Annotated in this window: 24 protein-coding genes; 11 read left to right on the top strand and 13 right to left on the bottom strand. The window is 41.0% G+C overall.

Features of this window, described 5'->3' with window-relative positions:
• Positions 1 to 157: 157 nt before the first annotated feature.
• From I8752_RS38505 to I8752_RS33100, 4 genes are all read right to left on the bottom strand, one after another.
• Complete coding sequence (locus I8752_RS38505) at positions 158 to 1063, bottom strand: TetR/AcrR family transcriptional regulator (RefSeq protein WP_214436407.1); 906 nt, start codon at positions 1061 to 1063, stop codon at positions 158 to 160.
• 271 nt (positions 1064 to 1334) lie between these two features.
• On the bottom strand, positions 1335 to 1730 hold the full coding sequence (locus I8752_RS33090) for a DUF309 domain-containing protein (protein WP_214436408.1): 396 nt from the start codon (positions 1728 to 1730) through the stop codon (positions 1335 to 1337).
• Positions 1727 to 2092 carry a ferredoxin thioredoxin reductase catalytic beta subunit gene (locus I8752_RS33095; RefSeq protein WP_214436409.1) on the bottom strand — a complete coding sequence of 122 codons (366 nt, stop codon included), beginning with the start codon at positions 2090 to 2092 and terminating at the stop codon, positions 1727 to 1729. Before I8752_RS33095 ends, I8752_RS33090 begins: the two co-directional genes overlap by 4 nt.
• Positions 2093 to 2296: 204 nt before the next feature.
• Positions 2297 to 3484: a DUF58 domain-containing protein gene (locus tag I8752_RS33100; protein WP_214436410.1), complete on the bottom strand. Its 1188-nt coding sequence runs from the start codon at positions 3482 to 3484 to the stop codon at positions 2297 to 2299.
• Between the two features lie 317 nt (positions 3485 to 3801).
• Between I8752_RS33100 and I8752_RS33105 the strand changes: the two genes are divergently transcribed.
• Positions 3802 to 4530, top strand: a complete 729-nt coding sequence (locus tag I8752_RS33105; protein ID WP_214436411.1) for a Uma2 family endonuclease — start codon at positions 3802 to 3804, stop codon at positions 4528 to 4530.
• Between the two features lie 48 nt (positions 4531 to 4578).
• Here I8752_RS33105 and I8752_RS33110 read toward each other — a convergent pair whose 3' ends face one another.
• Positions 4579 to 6234 (bottom strand): DUF1565 domain-containing protein, encoded by a 1656-nt coding sequence (locus tag I8752_RS33110; protein ID WP_214436412.1) that lies wholly within the window; start codon positions 6232 to 6234, stop codon positions 4579 to 4581.
• 306 nt (positions 6235 to 6540) lie between these two features.
• On the opposite strand from I8752_RS33110, the gene I8752_RS33115 reads away from it, so the two are divergent.
• Positions 6541 to 7413 (top strand): DUF5895 domain-containing protein, encoded by an 873-nt coding sequence (locus I8752_RS33115; RefSeq protein WP_214436413.1) that lies wholly within the window; start codon positions 6541 to 6543, stop codon positions 7411 to 7413.
• 116 nt (positions 7414 to 7529) lie between these two features.
• On the opposite strand, the gene mltA is transcribed toward I8752_RS33115, so the two are convergent.
• Both mltA and I8752_RS33125 read right to left on the bottom strand, forming a co-directional pair.
• Entirely contained in the window at positions 7530 to 8783 is a 1254-nt protein-coding gene (gene mltA, locus I8752_RS33120; protein ID WP_214436451.1) for a murein transglycosylase A, read from the bottom strand.
• A gap of 3 nt (positions 8784 to 8786) precedes the next feature.
• Positions 8787 to 9041 carry a hypothetical protein gene (locus I8752_RS33125; RefSeq protein ID WP_214436414.1) on the bottom strand — a complete coding sequence of 85 codons (255 nt, stop codon included), beginning with the start codon at positions 9039 to 9041 and terminating at the stop codon, positions 8787 to 8789.
• A gap of 381 nt (positions 9042 to 9422) precedes the next feature.
• On the opposite strand from I8752_RS33125, the gene I8752_RS33130 reads away from it, so the two are divergent.
• On the top strand, positions 9423 to 10763 hold the full coding sequence (locus tag I8752_RS33130; protein WP_214436415.1) for a serine/threonine-protein kinase: 1341 nt from the start codon (positions 9423 to 9425) through the stop codon (positions 10761 to 10763).
• A 43-nt stretch (positions 10764 to 10806) separates the two neighbouring features.
• Here the strand turns inward: I8752_RS33130 and I8752_RS33135 are convergent, their stop codons facing one another.
• Entirely contained in the window at positions 10807 to 11709 is a 903-nt protein-coding gene (locus I8752_RS33135; protein WP_214436416.1) for a Tll0287-like domain-containing protein, read from the bottom strand.
• Between the two features lie 197 nt (positions 11710 to 11906).
• Here I8752_RS33135 and I8752_RS33140 point away from each other — a divergent pair, with 197 nt between their 5' ends.
• Positions 11907 to 12761 (top strand): phosphate/phosphite/phosphonate ABC transporter substrate-binding protein, encoded by an 855-nt coding sequence (locus I8752_RS33140; protein WP_214436417.1) that lies wholly within the window; start codon positions 11907 to 11909, stop codon positions 12759 to 12761.
• A gap of 281 nt (positions 12762 to 13042) precedes the next feature.
• Complete coding sequence (locus I8752_RS33145) at positions 13043 to 14440, top strand: phosphotransferase family protein (RefSeq protein ID WP_214436418.1); 1398 nt, start codon at positions 13043 to 13045, stop codon at positions 14438 to 14440.
• A 79-nt stretch (positions 14441 to 14519) separates the two neighbouring features.
• On the opposite strand, the gene I8752_RS33150 is transcribed toward I8752_RS33145, so the two are convergent.
• From I8752_RS33150 to I8752_RS33160, 3 genes are all read right to left on the bottom strand, one after another.
• Positions 14520 to 15290: a hypothetical protein gene (locus I8752_RS33150; protein ID WP_214436419.1), complete on the bottom strand. Its 771-nt coding sequence runs from the start codon at positions 15288 to 15290 to the stop codon at positions 14520 to 14522.
• Positions 15291 to 16291: 1001 nt separating this feature from the next.
• Positions 16292 to 16969, bottom strand: coding sequence for a response regulator transcription factor (locus tag I8752_RS33155; protein ID WP_214436452.1), 678 nt, complete (start codon positions 16967 to 16969; stop codon positions 16292 to 16294).
• Positions 16970 to 17295: 326 nt separating this feature from the next.
• On the bottom strand, positions 17296 to 17769 hold the full coding sequence (locus I8752_RS33160; protein WP_225896058.1) for a (2Fe-2S) ferredoxin domain-containing protein: 474 nt from the start codon (positions 17767 to 17769) through the stop codon (positions 17296 to 17298).
• 245 nt (positions 17770 to 18014) lie between these two features.
• On the opposite strand from I8752_RS33160, the gene groES reads away from it, so the two are divergent.
• The 4 genes from groES (at position 18015) to I8752_RS33180 (ending at position 21667) form a co-directional block, all read left to right on the top strand.
• Positions 18015 to 18326 carry a co-chaperone GroES gene (gene groES, locus I8752_RS33165; RefSeq protein WP_214436420.1) on the top strand — a complete coding sequence of 104 codons (312 nt, stop codon included), beginning with the start codon at positions 18015 to 18017 and terminating at the stop codon, positions 18324 to 18326.
• Positions 18327 to 18429: 103 nt separating this feature from the next.
• Positions 18430 to 20064, top strand: a complete 1635-nt coding sequence (gene groL, locus I8752_RS33170) for a chaperonin GroEL (RefSeq protein WP_214436421.1) — start codon at positions 18430 to 18432, stop codon at positions 20062 to 20064.
• Between the two features lie 96 nt (positions 20065 to 20160).
• Positions 20161 to 20973: a DUF4351 domain-containing protein gene (locus I8752_RS33175; RefSeq protein WP_214436422.1), complete on the top strand. Its 813-nt coding sequence runs from the start codon at positions 20161 to 20163 to the stop codon at positions 20971 to 20973.
• 73 nt (positions 20974 to 21046) lie between these two features.
• Positions 21047 to 21667: an SMI1/KNR4 family protein gene (locus I8752_RS33180; protein ID WP_214436423.1), complete on the top strand. Its 621-nt coding sequence runs from the start codon at positions 21047 to 21049 to the stop codon at positions 21665 to 21667.
• A gap of 38 nt (positions 21668 to 21705) precedes the next feature.
• On the opposite strand, the gene I8752_RS33185 is transcribed toward I8752_RS33180, so the two are convergent.
• Together I8752_RS33185 and I8752_RS33190 are read right to left on the bottom strand one after the other, a co-directional pair.
• On the bottom strand, positions 21706 to 21933 hold the full coding sequence (locus I8752_RS33185) for a type II toxin-antitoxin system HicA family toxin (protein WP_214436424.1): 228 nt from the start codon (positions 21931 to 21933) through the stop codon (positions 21706 to 21708).
• 7 nt (positions 21934 to 21940) lie between these two features.
• Positions 21941 to 22171 carry a type II toxin-antitoxin system HicB family antitoxin gene (locus I8752_RS33190; protein ID WP_214436425.1) on the bottom strand — a complete coding sequence of 77 codons (231 nt, stop codon included), beginning with the start codon at positions 22169 to 22171 and terminating at the stop codon, positions 21941 to 21943.
• A 169-nt stretch (positions 22172 to 22340) separates the two neighbouring features.
• Between I8752_RS33190 and I8752_RS33195 the strand changes: the two genes are divergently transcribed.
• Together I8752_RS33195 and ureA are read left to right on the top strand one after the other, a co-directional pair.
• Positions 22341 to 23180: an urease accessory protein UreD gene (locus I8752_RS33195; protein ID WP_214436426.1), complete on the top strand. Its 840-nt coding sequence runs from the start codon at positions 22341 to 22343 to the stop codon at positions 23178 to 23180.
• Between the two features lie 18 nt (positions 23181 to 23198).
• Positions 23199 to 23501 carry an urease subunit gamma gene (gene ureA, locus I8752_RS33200; protein ID WP_214436427.1) on the top strand — a complete coding sequence of 101 codons (303 nt, stop codon included), beginning with the start codon at positions 23199 to 23201 and terminating at the stop codon, positions 23499 to 23501.
• The last annotated feature ends 50 nt before the right edge of the window (positions 23502 to 23551 follow it).

Genomic DNA, 23551 nt, shown 5'->3' on the forward strand with positions numbered 1-23551 from the left:
CTTTTTTACCGATTCTCAATCAATCGTCGCGATCGCCTTTTTGTATAATCAGTTGAGTAAATTCATACATAGCAAGCTTTTTGTGCTTTCCTATCCGTCGAACTCACGTTTATTTAATGTAGCAAAAAAATACTTGACTTAATTAAATTCATTAATCTTAGTTAGGTGCAATTCCTTGCCAAAGAATATCCACAAGACCTTGGACAAACAAAGATTTTGGACTTGATTGATCTTTTGTGTCACTTACTGTCAATGGGACAATGCCCGAATGTCCTAAAAGGAAACGATGCCAGTCTTCTAGATTGCTAGAGCCTTTTGGCTGTTCTTCTGGGATAAAATCCCCAAGATGCTTATAAATGAATCCTTGGGATACACTACCTTCCGGAAAAGCATTTGGCGATCGCAATTCACCTGGATTGTCCAAAGGAGATTTGCCTGACTCACCAGACTGCCTCACCACTGCGCTGGCTTCACTTTGCAATTTCTCTGTTGCAAAATATTGACTGGGTTGGAAAGTATCAGTTACTGCTTCATCTATGGGCCAATTGATGCGTGATGACATTTGCTTTAATAAAACGTAGTTCATTAAAGATCCCAGTAAAATATGAGCTACAGTTGGCGCATCGCAAGAGCGAAGCCGACCTTGTTGCATCTCAAGCTCTAGAAAAGCTGACAGTATCTTGACATCTCGGATTGGTCTGGGTTCTTGACCTCCAAATTCTGTCTCTGGGAGAGCATTGCCTCGAGAACGCAGCATCATTATTCGAGGCATCACCTCACTATAAAATTCCAGAATCTGGTGGCAAACTTTGGTTAGGTTCTCTTTGAGATTGCCTGTACCAGAAAGAGTTTCTAATTCTTGAATCCAGAGGGGTTTTTCTGGAATTCCCATGGCAGCGAAGAATAATTCTTCTTTGGTTGAGAAACGCTTGAAAATCGAAGCCTCAGAAATACTAGCTCGTTGAGCAATTTCTAAGGTAGAACCACCAAAGCCTTTTTGTAAAAAGACTTCGCGGGCAGCTTCCAAAATTTGCTGATTGGTAATTTTAGGTTTACGAGCCATAAATAAGTAACCTCATACTTACTAATTTATTTTGTTCAATGGTGATGTCAACGAGTGGACTAGGGAATTGGAGAGCAGCAAAGGCAGAGAGATGAGAGAATCGAAGAGAACAAAAGAAAACAACAAAATATATTAGTAACTATCTTCTATCTCTTTGGCTTTACTCTTTTCCATGTCTTTCCCAATCTTCAGTACCCTTCATTAAAATTGGGGAATAGGCTAGCGTTTCCCATTCCCCAATTATTTGTCCAAAGCACCTGAGTAAAGGTAACTAATCGTTGACTAGCAAAATCTTCGGTAAAGATAAGACACCGTGTTCGCTCAGATTACTGACGGTGCTAATTTTATCTGCTCCGATTTGTTGCAGCGTCTTCAATAATGTTGCACTTTCACTGAGTAATTCGTCCACATCTATACCACCATAACTAGATGGATAACGTCGCAGGCGATTGCTACCTTCTCCTAGTAAAATGACAGCCCCTCGCCAGTTATGATTGCCCAAATGATATAGTGCAACAGCAATTTGCAAAATGCCTTGATAAAAGGATTTTTCTGGTTCGCTAGCTTCGATCCACAAAGCCTCTAAAGTATCGTGACAGGCATAAAACTGTCCGGAGTTGAACTGTTCTACACCTTGCCAGAACTCTTGGGGCATGGTTTCGCTCATGCCATACTATCTCTTACTTCTTTGATTGTTTCGATAGAAATTTCTTGTTGCTCTCCAGCAAACTCGTTGTCTGGGGTGAGAAACAACATACAGTGGCATTCTTTACGTTCTCTCATAGGTACGCAAGGACAATTCCAATATGTGGCGTGAACCTCTGCTTCTTTGTCTTCATAATGGCGACAGGGACACAAAGGCGCACCTAGTTCATCTTTGTGTTTTGCTAGTCCTTCAATTACGACTGCTGTTACAGAAGATTCAGAACAAAAGTACGTTCCGGTACGCTTAGCGTATTGTTCGGAAAAATGCCGCATTGCTTCTAGGCTTTTATCGCTGGATTTTGTGTTAGCTTCTGATGAGATCATGTGGATCGGCGGCTCATAATTTAAATATTTCTTTGCATTGTACATCAGGCTCACTAAGCTATTACTGGGTGTATTTCCCCAACCTGAGTTTTTCAATTTAACTGACTATTTCTCAAAAGCCTGTATGTCCAGTATGTTGGGATCAAACAAATCTGAGGCATCATAAAAGTTTAACTTGGAAATTTTGAATATCTCAAAATAAGTTCATAATGTACGTAAAGGTTTTTGCATCTGGGGTTGTAATGCTTGTTCGCTTTGGATAATAATTCCAGGATAATCCCAGTTAACTACCACTTGTTCTGTTTCTGAAGATATATTCTGCCATAACATCCAACGACTGCCTTGAGGTAGAGAAGAAAGGGTCTGAGGATTTTGAGTTAGCCAAACCAAAGGGTAGCTTTCAAGCTGTTTAGCACTAGCGTCTTCTTGAGATGTGGTTGCTGCTAAAGTTTCTAAAACAGGGCGTAGACCTTCGGGCTTGCCGCAGGCATCGCCTTTGATTAAACCTGTCGATGCTGTCCACAACTGGACTTGTAGCTGTTGTTTTTGTGCGTAAAAATACAATGATGCTGCGGCAATTACTGCTTGCTCAAAGTTTTCTGCTTGCCAATTGCCTTCACTGTCAAGGGCAATAATAATCTCTTGTCCACCTGTGATAATTTCTAACTCCCGCACTCGCAAATCGCCATAGCGAGCACTAGTACGCCAGTGAATCAAACGAGTAGGATCTCCAATGCGGTAAGGACGAAGCGATCGCACCAGCCCTGTAGTTGCTGTTTGCAAGGGTCTACCACGAGGATCGCCCCTTGTGCTGTCTTCTTGTCCAATTTCATCAACTAGGGGGCAAGTCGTTAAGGGTAATACAGTCGGATAGACAATCGCTGTCGCAGCACACTCATGCTGACGGCGACACCAAAACAATCCTAAAGGCGCGCCAGTAGAGAGTTCGACTGTGTGCCAGCGATAGATACCCCGACGTTGAGTAGGTTGGTAATATAGCCAACGGTAACTGCTTTTGCCAGGAATTGTTTCGATTGCCTTCTGTATCGGTTTCGCTAAAACAAAAGGCAGTACATCTTCTACTTGCAACAAGCTTACAGACTGTTGTGTGTGATTTTGGATTTCTAATTCTATAGTTAGGTCATCACCTGCCGATACTGGCTGGATGGGAAGGCGAGTGATGGATAGACCGACAAGCGATCGCGGTGGTAAAACTGCTGCTACAACTAAAAGGGCAAAACTAATGCCACTAATTGCATACAGCCAGCCAGCCATAGTATTGATACCAGCCCCAAAAAAACAAATAGCAATTCCCATTAGTACCCAACCGCTATGTGCAGGGGCGCTAGCACGAGTTTCTAACCAGCTGATAAGAGGTTTGATAATTTTCATAGTATTATTTTTTCTCCTAGCACAAGTACCTGGGTACTCAAGGCAATACGGTTAGTATTGAACGCTTTAGTACTTTAGGTAGTGTATCTAGAGAAGTTTGGCTTGAGCGTTGATAATGTCTTAGCTCAGGCTAAGAAATTGTTGGGTTAATTCGCAACAGAATATTCTCTTAACTTTTGGGTGAGTCGCAAGACCTGCCTTTTTTAACGCACAATATTATAAAAATTGAATAATGAAGTGCGATCGCACCCCACGCCCGTAATTAACTATATAAAAATGCCATATTACTAAATAACTCCCAAATCTTGGAGGTTTCCATGACCTCAATACAAACACCATTAGGCGTTGAAACAACTCTACCAGACCATACACAGCTACCAGAATCTGACGGCACTTTCGTGAAAAACCTGCAAGAACATCCTCAAAGTATTTTGCTGACAGATTCTATTGAACCAATCTTGCAGAAGTTGCATCCCGATGGACAATATTGCATTGGTCAAGATAGTGGTATCTATTGGCGAATAACTGAACCACCGGAAAGAGGCGCAGAAGCACCAGATTGGTTTTATGTGCCAAATGTCCCCTCGACTTTAAACGGTCAAGTACGCCGTTCTTATGTATTGTGGCAAGAATACGTTGCACCGCTGATTGTGTTGGAATTTGTCTCTGGAGATGGTACGGAAGAACGAGACAAAACGCCAATTACAGGTAAATTTTGGGTTTACGAACAAGCAATTAGAGTTCCTTACTATGGCATTTATGAAGTGAAGAAAGCCAGTGTCGAGGTATATCAATTGCTGAGGGGTGAATATGAGTTAGTACCAGCTAACGATCGCGGACATTATCCCATTGAACCGATGGGTGTAGAATTGGGAATCTGGCAAGGTCGCTATCAGAATTTAGAATTACCTTGGTTGCGCTGGTGGGACGAGCGAGGTAATTTGCTACAAACAGGATGGGAGCGATCGCATTTAGCAGAAGCAAGAGCCGAACGCTTGGCTAGTAAACTAAAAGAATTAGGTCTTAACCCTGATGAGTTAGTGTAATTATTATGGGGCAAGCAACATACTCACCCCATAAAACTAACCTAGAAATTAAGCAACTACGATATAAGGCGAGTTAATCGCCGCTACACGACCAGCATCAACTAAAGCTTGATAAACGATTGCAGCCACCTCAGCGCGTGTAGCATCGCGGGTGGGGTTGAGTTGTTTGGGATTCGGGTAATTGACGATTATTTGCTTTTGAATAGCCTTTACTACTTCATCCTTGGCATAGTCAGGAATCTTTGCTTGGTCATCGAAAGCTTTGGTGACGGTTTCATCGACAGATAATCCCAGTCCGTTTACCAGAGAGACAATCACTTGCACGCGCTGGATATTTTTGTTAGGAGCAAAGGTATTATCGGGAAAACCAGAAAGAAATAGTCCTTGATATGCCTGCTGAATTACTTTAGATGCCCAGAAATCTGCTGGTACATCCTTAAATTTAATAGCGGCGCGGCTTGACGGTGGGTTGAAAGCTTTAACTACTAAGGCAGTGTATTGCGCTCTTGTCATCGTAGCATCGGGTTTAAAGGTGCGATCTGGAAAACCGTTGATTATTCCCTGTTTGACTAACTCCCGAATAAATGCAGCCGCCCAATGATTACTAATATCGGTTAATTCAATAGTACTGGGTGTTGGGTTGGGTGTCGGCGTTGGTGTTGGCGTTGGTATTGGCGTTGGCGTTGGTATTGGCGTTGGTGTTGGCGTTGGTATTGGCGTTGGTGTTGGCGTTGGTGTTGGCGTTGGTATCGGTACAGGCGTTGGTGTTGGTACAGGCGTTGGTGTTGGTGTTGGTACAGGTGTGGGCGTTGGCGTTGGTGTTGGGGTAGGAACCTGACTATTAATAAACTCGACACTTCCTGTAACTTTAGTCGGATTAATTTGATTACCCACAGAAACCAGTTTGTTAGAACTGGCATTTTGCAAATCGAATTTACCGTTGTTGCGTAGAATATTGCCTCCTGGATTATTGGTACTACCAAGATCCGGTAGGGCAGTTGAAATTACTGTTAAACCATCGTCAGTATTATTTTCACTGAGATTATTACGCAGTATGGGACGCGCACTACCAGAAACGACAATCCCAGAACGGTTTTCAGAAATTTTGTTATCTATAAGTGTGGGTGAGGCTGTATCGCTAATGGCAATACCAAAACCTGTTTTTGAGCAAGTATTCCCTTGAATTTGACCTTTGGAATTTTTAGCGATCGCAATTCCATTAGCTGCATTCTCACTAAACACGTTACCTTGAATAACTGGATTAGCATCACCTGTAGTAAAGACTCCCTCACGCTTACATTGGGTGAAAGTGCAATTAGCAACAGTCGGGGTAGTTGATTCAATCCACACACCGCTACCACGGCTAGCTAAGTTTGTTACAGTCACACCCTTAAGTACAGCGTTATTTTCTAGCACTAAGGTGACATTTTGACCAGCAAAAGTGCGGCTAAGATAAGTACCACTACCTTCGATTAAAATCCCACTACCCTTGTTAGCTTCATTACCGATTATCGTCACGCCAGATGGAACTGTTAAGGGAAAAACTTCACCGCTAGCAGCGTTATAACTTCCTTGTGTTAGTTGAATTTTAGTGTCAGATGTCGCTACCTTCAGAGCTTGGGCGATCGTTTTTAAGGGTGTTTGCTGGCTACCAGAATTGTTGTCACTGCCTGTCGCTGGATTTACGTAAAGAACTTGTGCCATATTTATACTGCTAAAAAATACATAGCCATACTAGCGCTAATGTTTAATTAGTTAGCGATCGCTAACATTTAATTTGCAACATTGACTACCAAATTCACCTAGTAGATTCCGGAAAGCAGGGGATGAGGGGGATGAGGGAGATAGGGGAGACAAGGAAGATGAGGGGGATAAGGAAGATAAGCGGGAGCCAGAAGAATAATAACTGACAACTGACTCTTGTACAGACGCGATTAATCGCGTCTTCGACAACTGACAACTGACAACTGACACTGATAAACTTTAGAAACACTTTGATAGCCTAAAACGATGAAAGCATCTGCTAAGTTCGACTTTGAGGACGAGAAATTTAATGCACCCCCCTCTCAAGTCATACCCTGGTGTCAGATGATTAATCCTCGGTATGGCAGTGATGGTACTCTTCAGCCTTATGGTTTGGCGTTAAAGCTGGATAATGCACATGCTGTTGGCTTTCAGCCAGATGAAAATTGGCAGCAAGTGGAGCATGAATTTAGCTCTGGTGTCGAAACGATTTTACTTAGTACTACTCCACAGTTGGTTATAGTACGCCGAGGCCCTTTGTCTGTCAAAGACCGAGAAACTGGGACTAAATTGGGTACGCTCAAAGAGAATTACGATGCTTTTTTAGCAGATAAAGTTAAATTTAAAACCTTTACTCGCTACCTAATTTTTTTAGTAGGAGAAAATAAAAAGTTTTTACATGAATCACCACTGCAATTAACTCTTAATGGTGCAGCAGGGGCGAGTTTCAGTAAAACTTATTGCGAATACCAACAAGGCAAAGTTATTAGTGGATTCGTTGCTGAATTAGAAAAAGCTTATGCTGTATACCGCAAGCAACCCTTAACACCAAAAGGGCCATTGTTCCAAGCTCACGGTATTTTTAGCCCCATAATTGAGTGTGAAGAAAGAGGCATCGAACCAAATATTGCTTTGGTAGCTTCAACTGTAGACTTTAAACATCCCACAGTCGGAACTTTGACACAATATTTAATTGCTTCTGATTCTCCTGAATCTGCAATCATCTGCAAGACGTTTGAAGAATATAAAGACTTTGGTAAGGAAACCGTAAAAGTAGAATCATCCAAGTTAGCAATGGCTGGTGTTTCTAATTCTTACATTTACGCTGATGAAGATGATTTTGGTTATCCACCATATTAGCGACTGGGGACTAGAGACTGGGAACTAGGGACTGGTAAGAGGGGTAAAGAGGAAAGGTTAAAGAAAGGGAAAAGAACTTTGTTTAATTCCTTTTCTCCTTACCCAATCACCAATCCCTATTCTTTGAGTAGTAAATAATATAGCGAACCATTACCACCTGAGATGCCGGCGCGATCGCCTGCTAATTTGCCAGAACCCATGAAATAATCCACCCGTCCCGGCCCTTTGATGGCGCTACCTGTATCTTGATCGAGTACATAGCGGCTAACAGTACGAGACTCTAGCCTGCCAGACTTAGTAGGATAGGGAAATGAGTTATAAATCAGTGCTAGTGCGCCTGGAGGCATGAGAGACTTATCTGTAGCAATGGAACGCTCTGGAGTGACTGGTACGTTAAGACTACCGCTAGCTTGTGTACCGCCAGTTTCTTTAAAAAAGACAAACCTTTCCCACCGCGGCAGATAATTACTCAACTCCTGCGGCTGTTGCCGGAAATAACTAATCAAACGTGGCATTGTCAAGCCTTCTAAGGGCAGTTTGCCATCTTTTGCCAGTTCTTTACCGATACTAGTCCAAGGGTAATCAGTTCCGCCAGCATAGCCGATAGACGTTTTTTTGCCATTAGTTAACTGAATCTGGGCAGAACCTTGGATGTGTACCATGTATGCATCTAGGCGATCGCGGAACCAAAGCATTTCTAAACCGTGCAACGGGCTTTTATTCCCTAGCAAACCATCTTTACCTTCCAATTCCATCCGTGTTGGATGGGGTTTAGCCCAGCGATCTAAGTCAGGCGGTAAGCGATAAAGCGGATATTTATATACAGAAGTTTTGACACGGCTAGCAGTATAAACAGGCTCATAATAGGCAGTGAATTTAACAGTACCCTTGCCATCATTGCCTACAGATTTGTAAAACACAAACTCTCGCCGTACAGCAGCTTGCAATTGTGCTGGTGATTTAGCACTGACAACTAGTTGGCGAAAACGTACCAAACTCCGACGCACGCGATCGCGGGTAATCCCTGGAACTAGATAGTTTTGATATACTGCGATCGCCTTATCTTTTTCTAGATAACGCAGACTGTTGTCAATTGCCGCCAATAGCGCCTGGCGATCGCCGGGTTTACCTTTTTGACCTAAAATTTGCTCGTCCCAACCCAAACAAGCATACTGGGGCGTACAATCAGTTCCGAGGTTGACAGGTTTGAGCGGCGGTTGTATTTCTGGAGTGCTTGGCGTAACTGGCAACTGTATTTGCGGATTTATCGGTACTGGCAATGGTATGGGAACCTGAGCAACTGCTGACCAGATTGTGTTTACGAAGGCAATTCCTAGACTTAAAGAAGCTAAAGCAAGGGTTTTTCTCATCATTTAGTTGAATCTTTCAACACTAGAGCTAAAAACAGGTTCTACTCGAATTGACACAATTCGGGATGGGCGTACAACCATATACTCCCCTTGAATATTCTTGATCGGTACGCTGATAAAGTCATTAGAAGCAGACTTAGGTACAAGTTCGCCACTATACCATTTTTGAAATTCCTGAATACTCGGAAAACGTACTTCTTCACGATGACCACTTTCCAAAAGGAGGTATACAGCGTATTCATTCGGTGTTCTAGGCATAAGGTTGAATCTTTTAAAACACATTCAACTCATGTTAACCACGTCACCCCAGAATGAAAAGGGTAAGCATACGGGAGCAATAAAAGGATTTCGGGAGAATTGGAAATTAAGAATTCATGACCGATCCACGCCTTTTTGGTTCCCCAGTTGCTAACAAAAGACAACTTGATTTTCGGACTGGACTCATCTGATTGTGACGATTTGGGAAATCAAAGCAACACAGTGGCTTTTCCTCAAACTTCACTTCGCCTATGACGATTGCTTACCTAAAAACAGTTCCCATAAAATCTTAAACTGCGTCTGTTATATTCTTAAGCAATTATTTCTGCCGATACTGTTGCTTATGTCAAGATTAAGGTAAGGACTTAGGCAAGTCATACAATGTTAGGAAATTTACTAGATGGGCGTTATCAAGTCCTGCAAATATTAGGTGGAGGAGGATTTGGCCAAACCTATATAGCCAGAGATACCCACCGACCTGGTTATCCTAAGTGTGTTGTCAAGCACCTTAAGCCTGTCACTCAAAATGCCGAATTTTTGGAAACTGCTAGACGGTTGTTCACTAATGAGGCAGAAATCCTAGAACGACTCGGTCATCACGACCAGATTCCTCGACTTTTAGCCTACTTTGAGGAAAAACAAGAATTTTTCTTGGTACAAGAGTTTATTGAAGGGCATTCTCTGACAGCAGAACTATTACCAGGTCAATGCTGGTCAGAAGACCAAGTGATTCAACTTCTATCACAAATTTTAGAAATCTTGGCGTTTATTCATAGCCATAACGTTATTCATCGAGATATTAAACCGGAAAATATTATTAGACGGGAAACAGATGGCAAGTTAGTGCTAATTGACTTTGGTGCTGTCAAGCAAATTCAATCCCAATTGCTTACAGCTTTTGGACAGATGGCTACTACAATTGCGATCGGTACGCCAGGATATATGTCTACAGAACAGGGGCGGGGCAAACCTAGACCCAATAGTGATATTTATTCTTTAGGTATTATTTGTATTCAAGCGCTGACGGGATTACATCCCCGACAAATTGAAGAAGATCCAGAAACAGGAGAAATTGTTTGGCAGGATCTAGCCAATGTCAGCCCTGCACTCGCAGATGTGCTAACTAACATGGTGCTACACCACTTCCGAAAACGCTATCAATCTGCAACAGATGTCTTGCAAGCGCTTCAGCAAAGTAATGCTGTAATTAACGTTCAATTAACTCAATTACCGTATTTAACCCAACCTTCGCCAATTTCCTTATCCTCACAAAAGACAATCCTCTCTCAAGAACAGTACAGCCGCTTAGAAAGTATACTTTTAGAAATTGTCGGTCCTGTAGCTCGAACGTTATTACGACAAGTTACAGCATCAGCACCGAATAACCAAACATTAATAGATAATTTGGCGCTACATCTACCAGGAAATCAACAAATTGAGTTGAAGAAGCGAACAGCGTTCCTTGTCGAAGCATCTACAAGTAACCCTACTAATAAGCAACAAAGTATCCTACCAACACCATCTCAGGCAATTAGTGATAGTTTTGTCCGTCAATGCGAGCGAGATTTGACCGATTTAATTGGCCCCATAGCAGCTTTTCTTGTCCAAAAAACTCTCAAAACTTCTCCTCAAATTTCTCGTACTGAACTCGTGCAAACTTTGGCAGCACACATTACCGATCCTCAAAAAGCTCAACAATTTCAACAACGCTTACTTGCTTAAGTTTTCAAAACCATAATTCAATCTCACGAATCATAATTACGAATTACTGGTTTTGCTGATTCAGCAGGTTCATCGCTATTTCTAAACTGGCTTTCATTCGGTTAAAAGCTGCTGCTAAACCACCAATTTCATCATGAGACTTTTCTGCAAAATCAGCACTCATATCGCCAGTGCTAACTTGTTGGGCGACTTTTTCAATTTTTCTAATGCGCTGAATCACAGTTTTTTTGATTAAAAAATTAATCAACAGAACGACGATCGCAAAGATTGCAACTAAAAGTCCCATAATTAAATTCCAAGTCCGGTTAGCACTGGCAAAAACATCTTCAGACGGAACAGATATAATTTGGGCAGCAACAATATCGTTGAGTTGCCAGCCAAAACCATTGTCTGTTCCATAACTTGCCAACAGACTTTTAGGAGCGCGATCGGGCGTGGAATGGCATTGTAGGCAATTTTGCTGTTTAATAGCTAATGGTCGCGCAATATAAAATACTTTCCCGTCAGGAAAGTCACGGAAGCCAGAAATTTCTTGAATCTTCGAGTCTTGGCGAAAACGCCCAACTATTTTAGCTTCAAAATCATCAGCTTTATCCCGCAAATTAGTCGGATTCAGAGTTGCTTCTTTATAAAGAAAATTTTGGTATTCTGCATTTTTACGCAAATTTTCAAAAACTTCTGTAGCCGAATATGCAGGTACTGTTTCTGGAATAAATGCTGGTTCTGTTTCTAGCCGCGCTGCTAGTAGAGTATTGATATGATTTTGTGTATAACTTCTGACAGAATTCATCGTTTTGATCAGAATTTGCGCTTGAGAAGTCACTTCATTTTGCGCTTTTTGGTCAAGTACCCTGGATAAAGCGATACCACTCACAAAAATGCTAACTAGAAAAACTAGCATTAAAATTAAATTAAATTTACTACCTATTTTTAAGTTTTTTAACATATTCTTGTGCTAATAAAAGTTTACACATGAAACTAGTATCTTAGTTGGTCTAAAATCACTGATAGCTAGTAGAAAGATATATTTAAAAAAATCAATAAATATTAATTTTTTTGCTGTAAAAGGACTTGTCTTGACTCCAGCCTAGCTTATCTAGATAAAACCTGAAAGCACAATTATTTTCTTAATCATAATTAGTGATGTCTTGGCAATTTTCCCGTCGTTTGTTTATTTTACAGCTATTATGTGGGACTGTTACTGGATGCAAGTCAATACAGAAATCTGAGGGCGTGTTAACCATTGGTGTCATCAATTATGGTGGAAGTGAAGAAATAATTAATAAATTTGCTAAATTTAATAGTCATCTGGCCGAAAAAACAAAAGCACACATTCGGCTAGAGCCTGCTTTTAATGAGAATAAAGCAATTGAGCGTTTAGAGGCTCAAGCTTGGTCATTGGTATTCGCACCGCCAGGGTTAGCAGCTATAGCGATCGCTCGTTACCGGTATCTGCCGATATTTCCTTTAGTCGGTGTTAGCAATTTGCGCTCAATATTAGTCGTTCGCAAAGACAGCCCAATTCAGGACTTAAAACAGTTAGAAGGTAAAACAGTTGCTTTAGGTCAAGCAGGTTCAGCAACAGGATATTATTTTCCGCTTTACAATCTTTATGGGTTGACACTGGCTGAAATATTGTCTGCACCTGCACCAAAAACGGTTTTGGAATGGATAGCCCAAGGAAAAGCTGATGCTGGGGCTATCTCCATCGCAGAATTGAATCTTTACAGTGCTCAGTTACGCGAGACTGAGTTTCGCATACTCTACACAGATCCTCACTATGTTCCAGCTGGTGTAGTTTTAATTGGCTCTAGTGTAGAACGCAACCGCCAAGAATACATTCGCAAAGTCATGAGTCAATTTTCTACAGTTTTGGCTCAAGATGTAGGGTATGTGCCTAATGGGAAAGTCCCAGATTATAAATATATGATTGATGTAGTTAACCGGGTGAAATCAATTACTTCCCAGTTACAAGACAAGCCCGTTCGTCTATTTTGAGTAAACCAAAATATAAAATAGTATTACAAATAGTTTGCATTCAATTATCGTAATTACTATATACTAAAAGTTGCACTGTCAAAATAATTATCCTCATAACGTTGGTATCTATGTATAGAATTCGCTAGCAAAATTTCGTAGCTTCTTTACTAGTTTAAACAGACAAAGAAAATATTTGTCTGGGATAGTTTTGTTTGACTAGGTAAAGAATTTATTCTTGGGTGGCGAGACTTTCTTTTTGTCAATCATTGCTAGCGAATTGAGAAAACAGGAACTTAGTTATGAGTCAAGTGGTTGTAGTTCACTTAGCAAATTTCCATTTCGACTATTACAGCATTATTCCCCACGAAACCAAGCCGCAAGTATTAATACTATGTGATAAAAATGGCTGTTCTTTGCCGTGGTTAGTACCTTACGAGCATCACTTTGGGGTTGTGAACCACATTAATCAAGCGATCGCAACACAACTAGGATGCAATGTAACGGTACTGAAATGTTTCTATGAAGATTACAGTCTAGAAGCCAAAATTGGGTGTAGGGTTTATGCAATGGAAAATCACTCTTGCCAATGGACACCGCCTAAAAATTCACGTTGGATAGGGTTTGAGGAATTAGACAGCCTGAAATTTGTTATTCCCAAACTTCGCCAAGTTCTTAACTCTTGGTTTGCCGAGATTAGTAGTGATAATATTCCAAAAATGCGAGTTCCTTGGGCGCAAGTAGGTTGGTTCGATCGGGCAATAGCCTGGATTAATTTACAACTTAATTTTATAGGTTTCGATATAACTGCTCCAATTCAGCAATTTAAATCTCAAACTCGCTCTTGTCTATTAAAAATCAGTACAAAAAATGGAGATATTTACTTCAAAGCGACATTTGGTGTATTTGTTAATGAAACTATATTAACTAAGTCGATTGCCGAATTTTATCCTCAACACTTACCTGAATTGCTTGTTGTAGATACACAAAAAAGCTGGATGTTAATGCGCGATTTTAGAGGCAAGCATCTGGGAAAGACTCAAGATATTTTTTATTGGCAGAAGGCACTAAACTTGTTTGCGAAAATGCAAATTCAGGCTGTAGCTCAGGTAGAACAGTTGCTAGCTATTGGCTTTCCTGACCGAAGAACTGAGCAAATTATTAACCAGATTGAACCACTATTTGCAGATAACTCAGCCATACTAATACCGCAAAACGCTCCGCGTCTTTCGGTTGATGAAATAGAGACATTACGTTCTTTAATTCCTCAATTAAGAGTAATGTGTTATGAATTAGCTATGTGTGGTATACCCCAAACTTTGGTACACGGCGATTTTCACTGCGAAAATGTAATTCTTACTGATGAAAGATTTATCTATTTCGACTGGTCTGACGGTGCTCTCTCTCATCCCTTTTTTGATGCAGTTTTCTTTTTGCAGGATATTACACAACAACTTCCCGATATCATTGATATACAAGTAAGTCTACGCAATGCATATCTAGAGCCGTGGACAGTTTATATGCCGATAGAGCAATTAATTTCTGTGTTTGCTAAAGCGGAACCATTAGCTTATCTTTACTATGCAGTTGTTAGTTACGAAATCACTCAAAGTCTTGAAGTATCTCATAGATGGGAAATGGAAGAAGCAGTTCCTTATTGGCTGAAAAAGTTATTATCTTGTATTCAGGAGATAGAATAAAGAAACTCAATAAATAAATTATCATGAGCGTAGCTTTTGATATTAGTCATCATTTCTTTGTCAACTATGGAATATTTTTTTAAAAAAACAATTTAAATCTTGCTAGCTGAGTTTCAATCGCCCCTTTGAGGATTTTATTCAGTTCTTTACTGTCTTTAAATTGCAAAATTTGCTGCGTTGGTAAGTCGAAAGGAAATTGCCCGTCGATGTCTGAGCGTTGCATGTGTGCTAATAAAATTTGTTCTGAACGCTTACTCCCAATGGCATAGCCAATTTCAACACAGACATTGGGGCTGAGAATCAATTGGGCGGTTTCTTTACCCTCGATACTAGCAATGGGTGTGGTATCTGCAATAAATAATAAACTCTTACGGATTTTTCGCATAATGGTACGACTTAGCCGCAGAGGAGCATTGCTAGGACGATAAGATTCTATTAATGATAGAGGGAGACGCGATCGCACATTTAAAGATTCTAAACTCTTTTGCAATCCCTCTTTTAGGGCATCACTCGCGGCGGCATACTCAGTTTGATAGCACAAAAAAATTGTTGGATCTAACTGAGCTAACAAGGCTTGTTTGGTGAAATAAATTTCATGACTGATCAAATCAATGTTAGCTACACAATAGCCACCACTACCTTCTATATAAAACTCAACATTTTCCCCTTCCAGATAGCGCCCAAACCAAGTTGATTGCTTTACTTCGTCGCTATCTTCTAAAAAGTCAGCTCGCATTGCCGATCTCAGCAGGCTTTTTTTACTGAGGCGAATGTCTGGCGGACGTTTTTCTAGTTCTGCGATCGGCTCATAATCCTGAAGATACCATGCTCTGAGCGCAATAATTGACATAAGGCGCTATTTCAAATATCTCTTGCTATTCAACTTTGTACAAGTTTATACCATTTTGGATTGGGAATCGCTTTCTATATTCGAGCTACCTAAATCCATCTGTTGCGATCGTTTTTCAAATTGCTATTACACCTTGGCGTACCCTTAAATACAACAACACCCAAGCTTCTACTAGCTTCGATTACTTCCTCCCCTTGTTTATTCTAGCCAGGGATGTACTTTCTTCCATCACTATAAACAAGCAATGAAAACCAGTTACAGCGCCCCCTGATTTTCAATAATTTGAGGAAATATCAGCGTTCGCGTTGGGTGTTGTTGGGTTTGGGCGAGACAGACATATATCAAACAGCGTCTTTTACCTCTTTTCGTTTCAATCTAGCTGTTGCATCTGCCAGGGAAGCTTTATTTAGCTTCAATTATTAAATTAACACTTACTAAATTAATCTAGATTTTTTTGCAAATAAACTTTACTTTCAAAGCGAATGAAAGTCGATCTAGCTTGAAATCAACTTACAGATAAATGCTAACTTTTTATCTTTAGCAACCGATGTGATGATTCCAGCCAATAGTTATAGAGCTGATTAAAAGAGTAATCGATTTATCGGATTATTTTGAACTGAGAAGCGATCGCTGATTTTGGAGATAATAGACGCACCCAGACTCATATTTAAGTTGCGTTTCTAAAGACCTTAGATGAAGCAGCCATTTTACGACTGGTTTTTCACTATGGTGTCACAATTATGATTGCTGCTGCAAAGCGCGATGCCTTCTCTTTGGGAGACGCTACCGCCTAGCTTGCTTCCACAAAGTGGTACGGCAAATAGCTAAGGCATCCACGCAAACTTACCAGAATAGAAATGTTTTGATGTTGCCAGCACTCTCAACTACTGGAATGAACTGTAGAGAAAGAATCTTACCAAATCTACCCCAAAGCAGCAAGCTAGTAATAAAGCTATCAGCTATCAGCAGTCAGTTAACGACGGCTGAATGCTGATAGCTATTTAAGCCATTTGATTTTCAATCGCCCACCGCGCTAGTTCAGTGCGGTTGTGGAGATTGGTTTTGCCCAACATGTTGGACACATGGCTTTCAACAGTACGTTGACTGACATTTAATTCTTCAGCAATTTCCCGGTTAGCTAAACCTCTAGCTACAAACTGCACAACTTTTAGCTCGGTTGGGGTTAACTGCACATCGAAAGGTACTTGGATGCGGGAACCGTTTTCTCCTCCTTTGGCTTGGTGTTCTTTCCAGCGGATGGTTTGTTTCAGCGAAGATTCTACTTGCGCTACGAGTTCTTCTGGTTCAAAGGGCTTGACCATATATACATCAGCACCTTTATTTAGCCCTTTGACTCGGTCTGCACTTTGTCCTTTGGCTGAAAGGAAGAGAACGGGAATCCAGCCAGTACGTTCATTTTGCCGAACTTGTTCGACAAAAGTATATCCGTCCATTTCGGGCATCATTACGTCACAGATGATCATATCTGGAACTTCTTGTTCTAAGACTTCCAGAGCTTCTCGTCCGTTTTCAGCAGTGATGACTTCATATCCTCTGAATTCCAAATAATCCTTCACCAGCAAGATGAGGTTAGGGTCATCATCAATTAATAGAAGTCGTTTGTGATCTTTCATGCTGGGCTCTTTCATAGCAGTGGCACTTGTCGCGCTTCGGTCCATCAAGGTCTTGAATGGTTATCCTCTATCGTGGATTATCGAGATGTTGTTCTTTTTCCCACTTAACTTGCCTTTGCTTCCTCGAAGTCTCAAAAGTGTTGATTACTTTCTAGGAGACCACTAGCTCATTGGCAAAAGTCCAGTAAGGATACGTAGAGCAGTAGTGTTTATAATGCGCTATTATATATCCCTTTGAAAGTAGCGGGTGGAAAAACACTGATTAAATAATAATCCTTCTAGTTCACAAGTAAGTATTGGCTTAAGATGACCCTAGCTACTAAACAACCCGCGCTTTCATTGGCTTACTGCTTTACTATATCCTTTGGATGTTAAGCCTCTATCAATCGATCGCAAGCAAGTAAGGGAGTTTCCGGCAAAGGATGGGTCAAAAATGCATATTCTTCCACCACCCGATTGCCGATCGAGTGTTCTTGGACAATCCGCTCAATAACTTCCGGGTTTGCTTGGCGATACCAGACACCATCAGGGTAAACAACCATTATCGGCCCAGAACAACAAACTCGCAAGCAGTTGGCTTTGGTTCTAAAGATGCAAACGGGAAGACTTTCATGCGGGCGATCGAGTTTTAGCTCTTTCAGACGCTTTTTTAGGTATTCCCAAGATTCAAGACTAGCTTGTTTTGAACAGCAATTAGGAACTGTCTGGTCAGCACAAATAAAAATATGTCGTTGAATTTTTGCAAGTCCTAGAGTTTCTACACACTTACTGAGGGCTTTATTGTCCAGATTTTTAGTGGTTTTGGGGATTTTACGGCTGGGCTGGATCACTGTATTGTTACTCATTGAGCGGCTCCCTGATTACAGTTCTATAACAATTTCCAAGCTTTGCAAATAAAGTTGACCATATAAAAATATTCGTAACTTACGCAGGAGAACCCGCAAGCTCTAAATAATTAGGTATTTATTCTTAAGTGAGTCTGCTATTACCTAGTTCGGGAACCCGTACACAAGGAATTATTGCCATTACATGCTATCGTTCGGTAAATTAGCACTCAGGAGTTGAGAGTGCTAACTCTGGAGAAATTTATATGGCAGCTGTATCTCTAAGCGTATCTACAGTTAAACCTTTAGGCGATCGCGTTTTTGTAAAAGTGAGCGCCTCTGAGGAGAAGACCGCAGGTGGTTTGTATTTGCCCGACACCGCTAAGGAAAAGCCCCAAGTAGGCGAAGTAGTAGCCCTTGGTCCTGGCAGACGTAATGATGACGGTAGCCGTCAGGAATTGGAAATCAAAATTGGTGATAAGGTGCTGTACTCCAAGTACGCTGGCACCGACATCAAACTCGGCACCGAAGAATATGTACTGCTCTCTGAAAAAGACATTTTAGCAGTCGTTGCCTAATGGTCAGTCGTCAGTAGTCAGTAGTCAGTGGCAAATGACAACTGACAACTAAACAACTAAACAACTAAACAACTAACAACTGACAACTAACAACTAAACAACTATGGCAAAGCGCATAATCTACAACGAAAACGCCCGTCGCGCCCTAGAGCGAGGGATTGACATCCTGGCTGAGGCTGTAGCTGTTACCCTTGGTCCCAAAGGTCGTAACGTAGTCCTAGAAAAGAAATTTGGCGCACCCCAAATCGTTAATGACGGTGTAACTATCGCTAAAGAAATCGAATTAGAAGACCATATTGAAAATACTGGTGTGTCTTTGATTCGTCAAGCTGCTTCTAAAACCAATGATGCAGCAGGCGACGGTACTACCACTGCCACCGTTTTAGCCCATGCGATTGTCAAAGAAGGCTTGCGGAACGTTGCAGCAGGTGCTAACGCGATTTCGCTGAAGCGCGGTATCGATAAAGCTACCAGCTTCCTGGTAGATAAAATTGCCGAACACGCTCGCCCAGTGGAAGATTCCAAAGCTATTGCCCAAGTTGGTGCAATCTCAGCTGGTAACGATGAAGAAGTCGGTCAGATGATTGCCCAAGCAATGGACAAGGTAGGTAAGGAAGGCGTAATTTCCCTAGAAGAAGGGAAATCTATGACTACCGAGTTGGAAATCACCGAAGGGATGCGCTTTGATAAAGGCTATATCTCTCCTTACTTCGCAACCGACCCAGAGCGGATGGAAGCGATTTTTGATGAGCCTTTCATACTGCTGACCGATAAGAAAATTGCTTTGGTACAAGACCTCGTACCAGTATTAGAGCAAGTTGCTCGTGCTGGTCGTCCTTTGGTGATTATCGCCGAAGATATTGAAAAAGAAGCTTTGGCAACTTTGGTGGTCAACCGTTTGCGCGGTGTACTCAACGTTGCTGCTGTCAAGGCTCCTGGCTTTGGCGATCGCCGCAAAGCTATGCTAGAAGATATCGCTGTATTGACTGGCGGTCAATTAATCACTGAAGATGCTGGTCTGAAGCTGGAAAACACCAAGATAGATGGTTTGGGTAAAGCTCGCCGTATCACCATTACCAAAGACAACACCACAATTGTTGCCGAAGGTAACGAAGTTGCAGTCAAAGCTCGTGTTGAGCAAATTCGTCGTCAAATCGAAGAAACCGAATCTTCCTACGACAAAGAAAAGCTGCAAGAACGTCTGGCTAAACTCTCTGGTGGTGTAGCTGTGGTGAAAGTGGGTGCAGCTACCGAAACCGAAATGAAAGACAAAAAGCTGCGCTTAGAAGACGCTATCAACGCTACCAAAGCTGCTGTAGAAGAAGGTATCGTCCCTGGTGGTGGTACAACTCTAGCTCACCTCACTCCTGTACTGGAAGAGTGGGCAAACAGCAACCTCAAAGGTGAAGAGTTAATTGGTGCTTTGATTGTAGCTCGTGCCTTACCTGCGCCTCTGAAGAGAATTGCTGAAAACGCTGGTCAGAATGGTGCTGTCATCGCCGAACGCGTTAAAGAAAAAGAATTTAACGTTGGCTACAACGCTGCTACCAACGAATTCGTTGACTTGTTAGCCGCTGGTATTGTTGACCCTGCTAAGGTGACTCGTTCTGCTTTGCAAAACGCTGCTTCCATCGCTGGCATGGTGTTGACAACCGAATGTATCGTAGTTGACAAGCCTGAACCTAAAGACGGCGCTCCTGCTGCTGGTGCTGGCGCTGGTGGCGACTTCGATTACTAATACTTTATAGTCCTCTGTTTGTAAAATAGCTGCTTCCATAAGGGAAGCGGCTATTTTTTTATGGGAATATTTTTGGAGTGAGGACAAAATAGAGATTTGAGTTACGACAACGCTTGTAAATATTTAGCTGAACAGTATCCAACTGAGTTTGTCCGCTGGTTGCTTGGGGTAAAAGTGCAAAAAATTGAAGTATTAAAAACGGAACTCACACTTGAACCAATACGCGCAGATTCCGTGACATTTTTGCAAGCAGCGAACCAAATTTTGCACATCGAATTTCAAACCTTGGCGATATCTAACCCGCCCCTTAATTTCCGAATGCTTGATTATTCTGTGAGATTGAAGCGCCAATACCGATGTCCTGTAACCCAGGTATTAATCTTTTTGCAGGAAACTAATAACGAAGTGGCTTTCACAGAAGAATATCGAGATGAGACAACAATTCATCACTATCGGGTAGTTCGTTTATGGGAGCAAGATTCAGAGTTATTTTTGACTAATTCAGCACTATTACCTCTAGCAAGTTTGACACGAACTAACTCGCCGCAATCTTTACTGGCACAAGTAGCCGAACAAGTCGCTAAAATTTCAGATAGGGAGAAGCGACAAAATATTGTGGGTTGTGTAGAAATTCTTGCGGGTTTGCGATTTGAAAAAGATTTAATTCGTCAATTATTACGGGAGGATATTATGCGCGAGTCTGTCATTTATCAAGATATTGTTCAAAAGGAAGCATTTAAACTGATTAGCCGTATGCTTAGACGGCGCTTTGGCGATCTTGATACATCATTAGTTGAGCAGGTGCGTAATTTATCTGCTGAAGAATTGGAAAATTTAGCGGAAGCGTTATTGGATTTTTCGCAAGTAGCTGATTTAGTAGCTTGGTTAAACCAGCAAGAGCAAGCTTAATATAATTTTGAAAGCTGCTATTTGGAAGTTAAGCTAGAGGCAAGTTTTTATAAAAGTATAAATATCTGCATCTATGTCAGCCTTAACAGATGCTCTAGATAGAATCCTCTGTTGGTTAGAAGACCACGAAGATTTAGACTTTGCTCGTTTTGAATCCTTACAACCTGGACTCACATATGAGGAAATTGAAGAAAAAGTAATTGATTTACTGCCTTTTCATTTACCTAAAGAAGTTTATGAACTTTACCAATGGGGTAATGGAGCTTGGGTTGGCGAGAAATACTGGGCAAGATTTTTTGAAGATTATGTATTTCTTTCATTAGAATCTGCACTAGTCAAATATTGTGATTTAACTGCAATTAATAAAGAAGATGATTCTTGCGTAATCATTATTAAATCAAATTGGAACTTGCAATGGTTTCCAATTTTTGAAGATATTAATGGTCGAGGTTATTATGTTGTAGTTATTAATGAAGTACAAAATGAAACAACACCAATATTACAAATAAGTTTTGAAGAGATATACGATCCATATATCATATATCCTACTCTAACTAAGATGATGCTTGCGGAAACTGAATGTTATGAGGCTGGTATATACTCGAATAAATCTTATGGAGAAGGACAAGATATTCGTAGTAAATACCAAGAAATACCCCTAAGAATTTGGCGAGTTGAACAAACAGATTTTTAATAGTTGACAATTTAAATAAATACAAATCTACTTGATTACTAACAGCGATTAATAAAATCTTCAGGCTCAATATCTGCTTGCTTTAAAATTGCACGTGATGTTCCTTCTGGCATATCACCAGAATGGTTGGGAATAGTAGTATAACGATTAGTCTCAGGATTAAACCAAATTTCATGGCTACCTGCGGCTTGACGAGAAAAAATAAAGCCAAAAGTTTTCAAAATTTTGATAATCTGTCTATAGCTAAATCCAGCTAACCGACCCATGAATTTACTACTGACCTATAACTAAAGGATAGTTAAACTGTTCGGCTATTGGTTGCAAGTAATCTGCTTCCTTATCTTCAGACTGTGCTTCTAATAACTTACGTGCTACATCACGAGCTATTTCTAAAGTTTCAGCAACTGTCCGCCCTTGAGCTACTAAACCTTGAAGCTCATCGGATGTTGCTAAATAAACGCCTTCTGGTAATTTCTCAATGTGGATGTTTAAGAATCTTTCCATTTCTTTTATAAAGTTATTAATTTATCATTCACTGTAATCTTTATAATAAAGCTTTTTTCAACTCAAGCGATCGCGCCATTATTACAACTTTTTTAGCGTCTTTGCATCTAGTGAAATCAGTAAAAAAATAATGTTAAGTTGCAGGTAAAATAAAATTTCATTTTGATAGATGATTTGCAACTCGCAAACAGCAGAAGGCTGGCATGGCAAACTGAACTTAGTCTATGCCGATCGCCTAAATACCACCCAGCTAATTTACGATCGCCATCAAGCACCGCTAAAGGTGCAACGCCCCTTTTATCCAGAGGGCAAACAAGTTTGTCATAGCGTAATTTTACATACCGCCGGGGGAGTTGTGGGAGGCGATCGCCTATCCCTAAATTTTCACCTCCAACCTCATGCACAAGCCTTAATTACCACAGCCGCCGCCAGCAAGATATATCGCAGTAACGGCTTGGAAGCTAGACAAACCATTGAAATACAAGTGGATGCTGGTGCTTGTTTAGAATGCTTGCCACAGGAAACAATTTTATTTAACGGTGCGAATTATCGGCAAGATTTACGGATAGAATTAGCAATCAAAGCCAATTATTTAGGCTGGGAAATTACTCGATTTGGTCGCAGTGCTAGAGGAGAAAAATTCTTGCAAGGAGAATGGCGATCGCATACCGAAATTTGGCAGCAAGGCGTTCCCTTGTGGATCGACCGACAATGGTTACCGGGTAGCGAAGATGTTTTCTACAGTCCCCACGGTTTGTTTGGGAAACCAATAGCAGGTAGTCTAGTTTGGATTGGAAGTCCTGTTTCAGTAGAAATCATCGAAAAAACCCGAAGTTTGTGGAATGGTGAAGGTGAAGCAGGTGTTAGCCACCTACAAAATGGATTTTTGTGTAGATACCGTGGTTCTTCTACATCCGAGGTGAGAAACTGGTTTACAGCTGTTTGGCAAATGCTGCGAGTTGATTTTTTAAATCGTGGTAATTGTATACCAAGAGTTTGGCAGGTTTAAATCACAGAGGAGAGAAGAATGCAACTTACGCCGCAAGAAAAAGATAAGCTGTTAATTTTTACAGCGGCGCTACTAGCAGAAAGACGTAAGGAAAGAGGTTTGAAATTAAATTATCCAGAAGCTATTGCTTATATTTCTGCTGCTATTTTAGAAGGTGCTAGAGATGGGCAAACTGTAGCAGAATTGATGAGTTATGGCACAACTCTATTGACACGGAATGATGTGATGGAAGGAATACCAGAAATGGTGCATGAGGTGCAGGTGGAAGCAACTTTTCCTGATGGCACAAAGTTGGTGACAGTACACAGTCCGATTCGTTAATAAAAAGAATTTAAGATAGAAAAATAGAATATAGGGCAAATAGAGGTAAC

It is taken from the genome of Dendronalium phyllosphericum CENA369 (genome assembly GCF_016056275.1).
GTDB lineage: Bacteria > Cyanobacteriota > Cyanobacteriia > Cyanobacteriales > Nostocaceae > Dendronalium > Dendronalium phyllosphericum.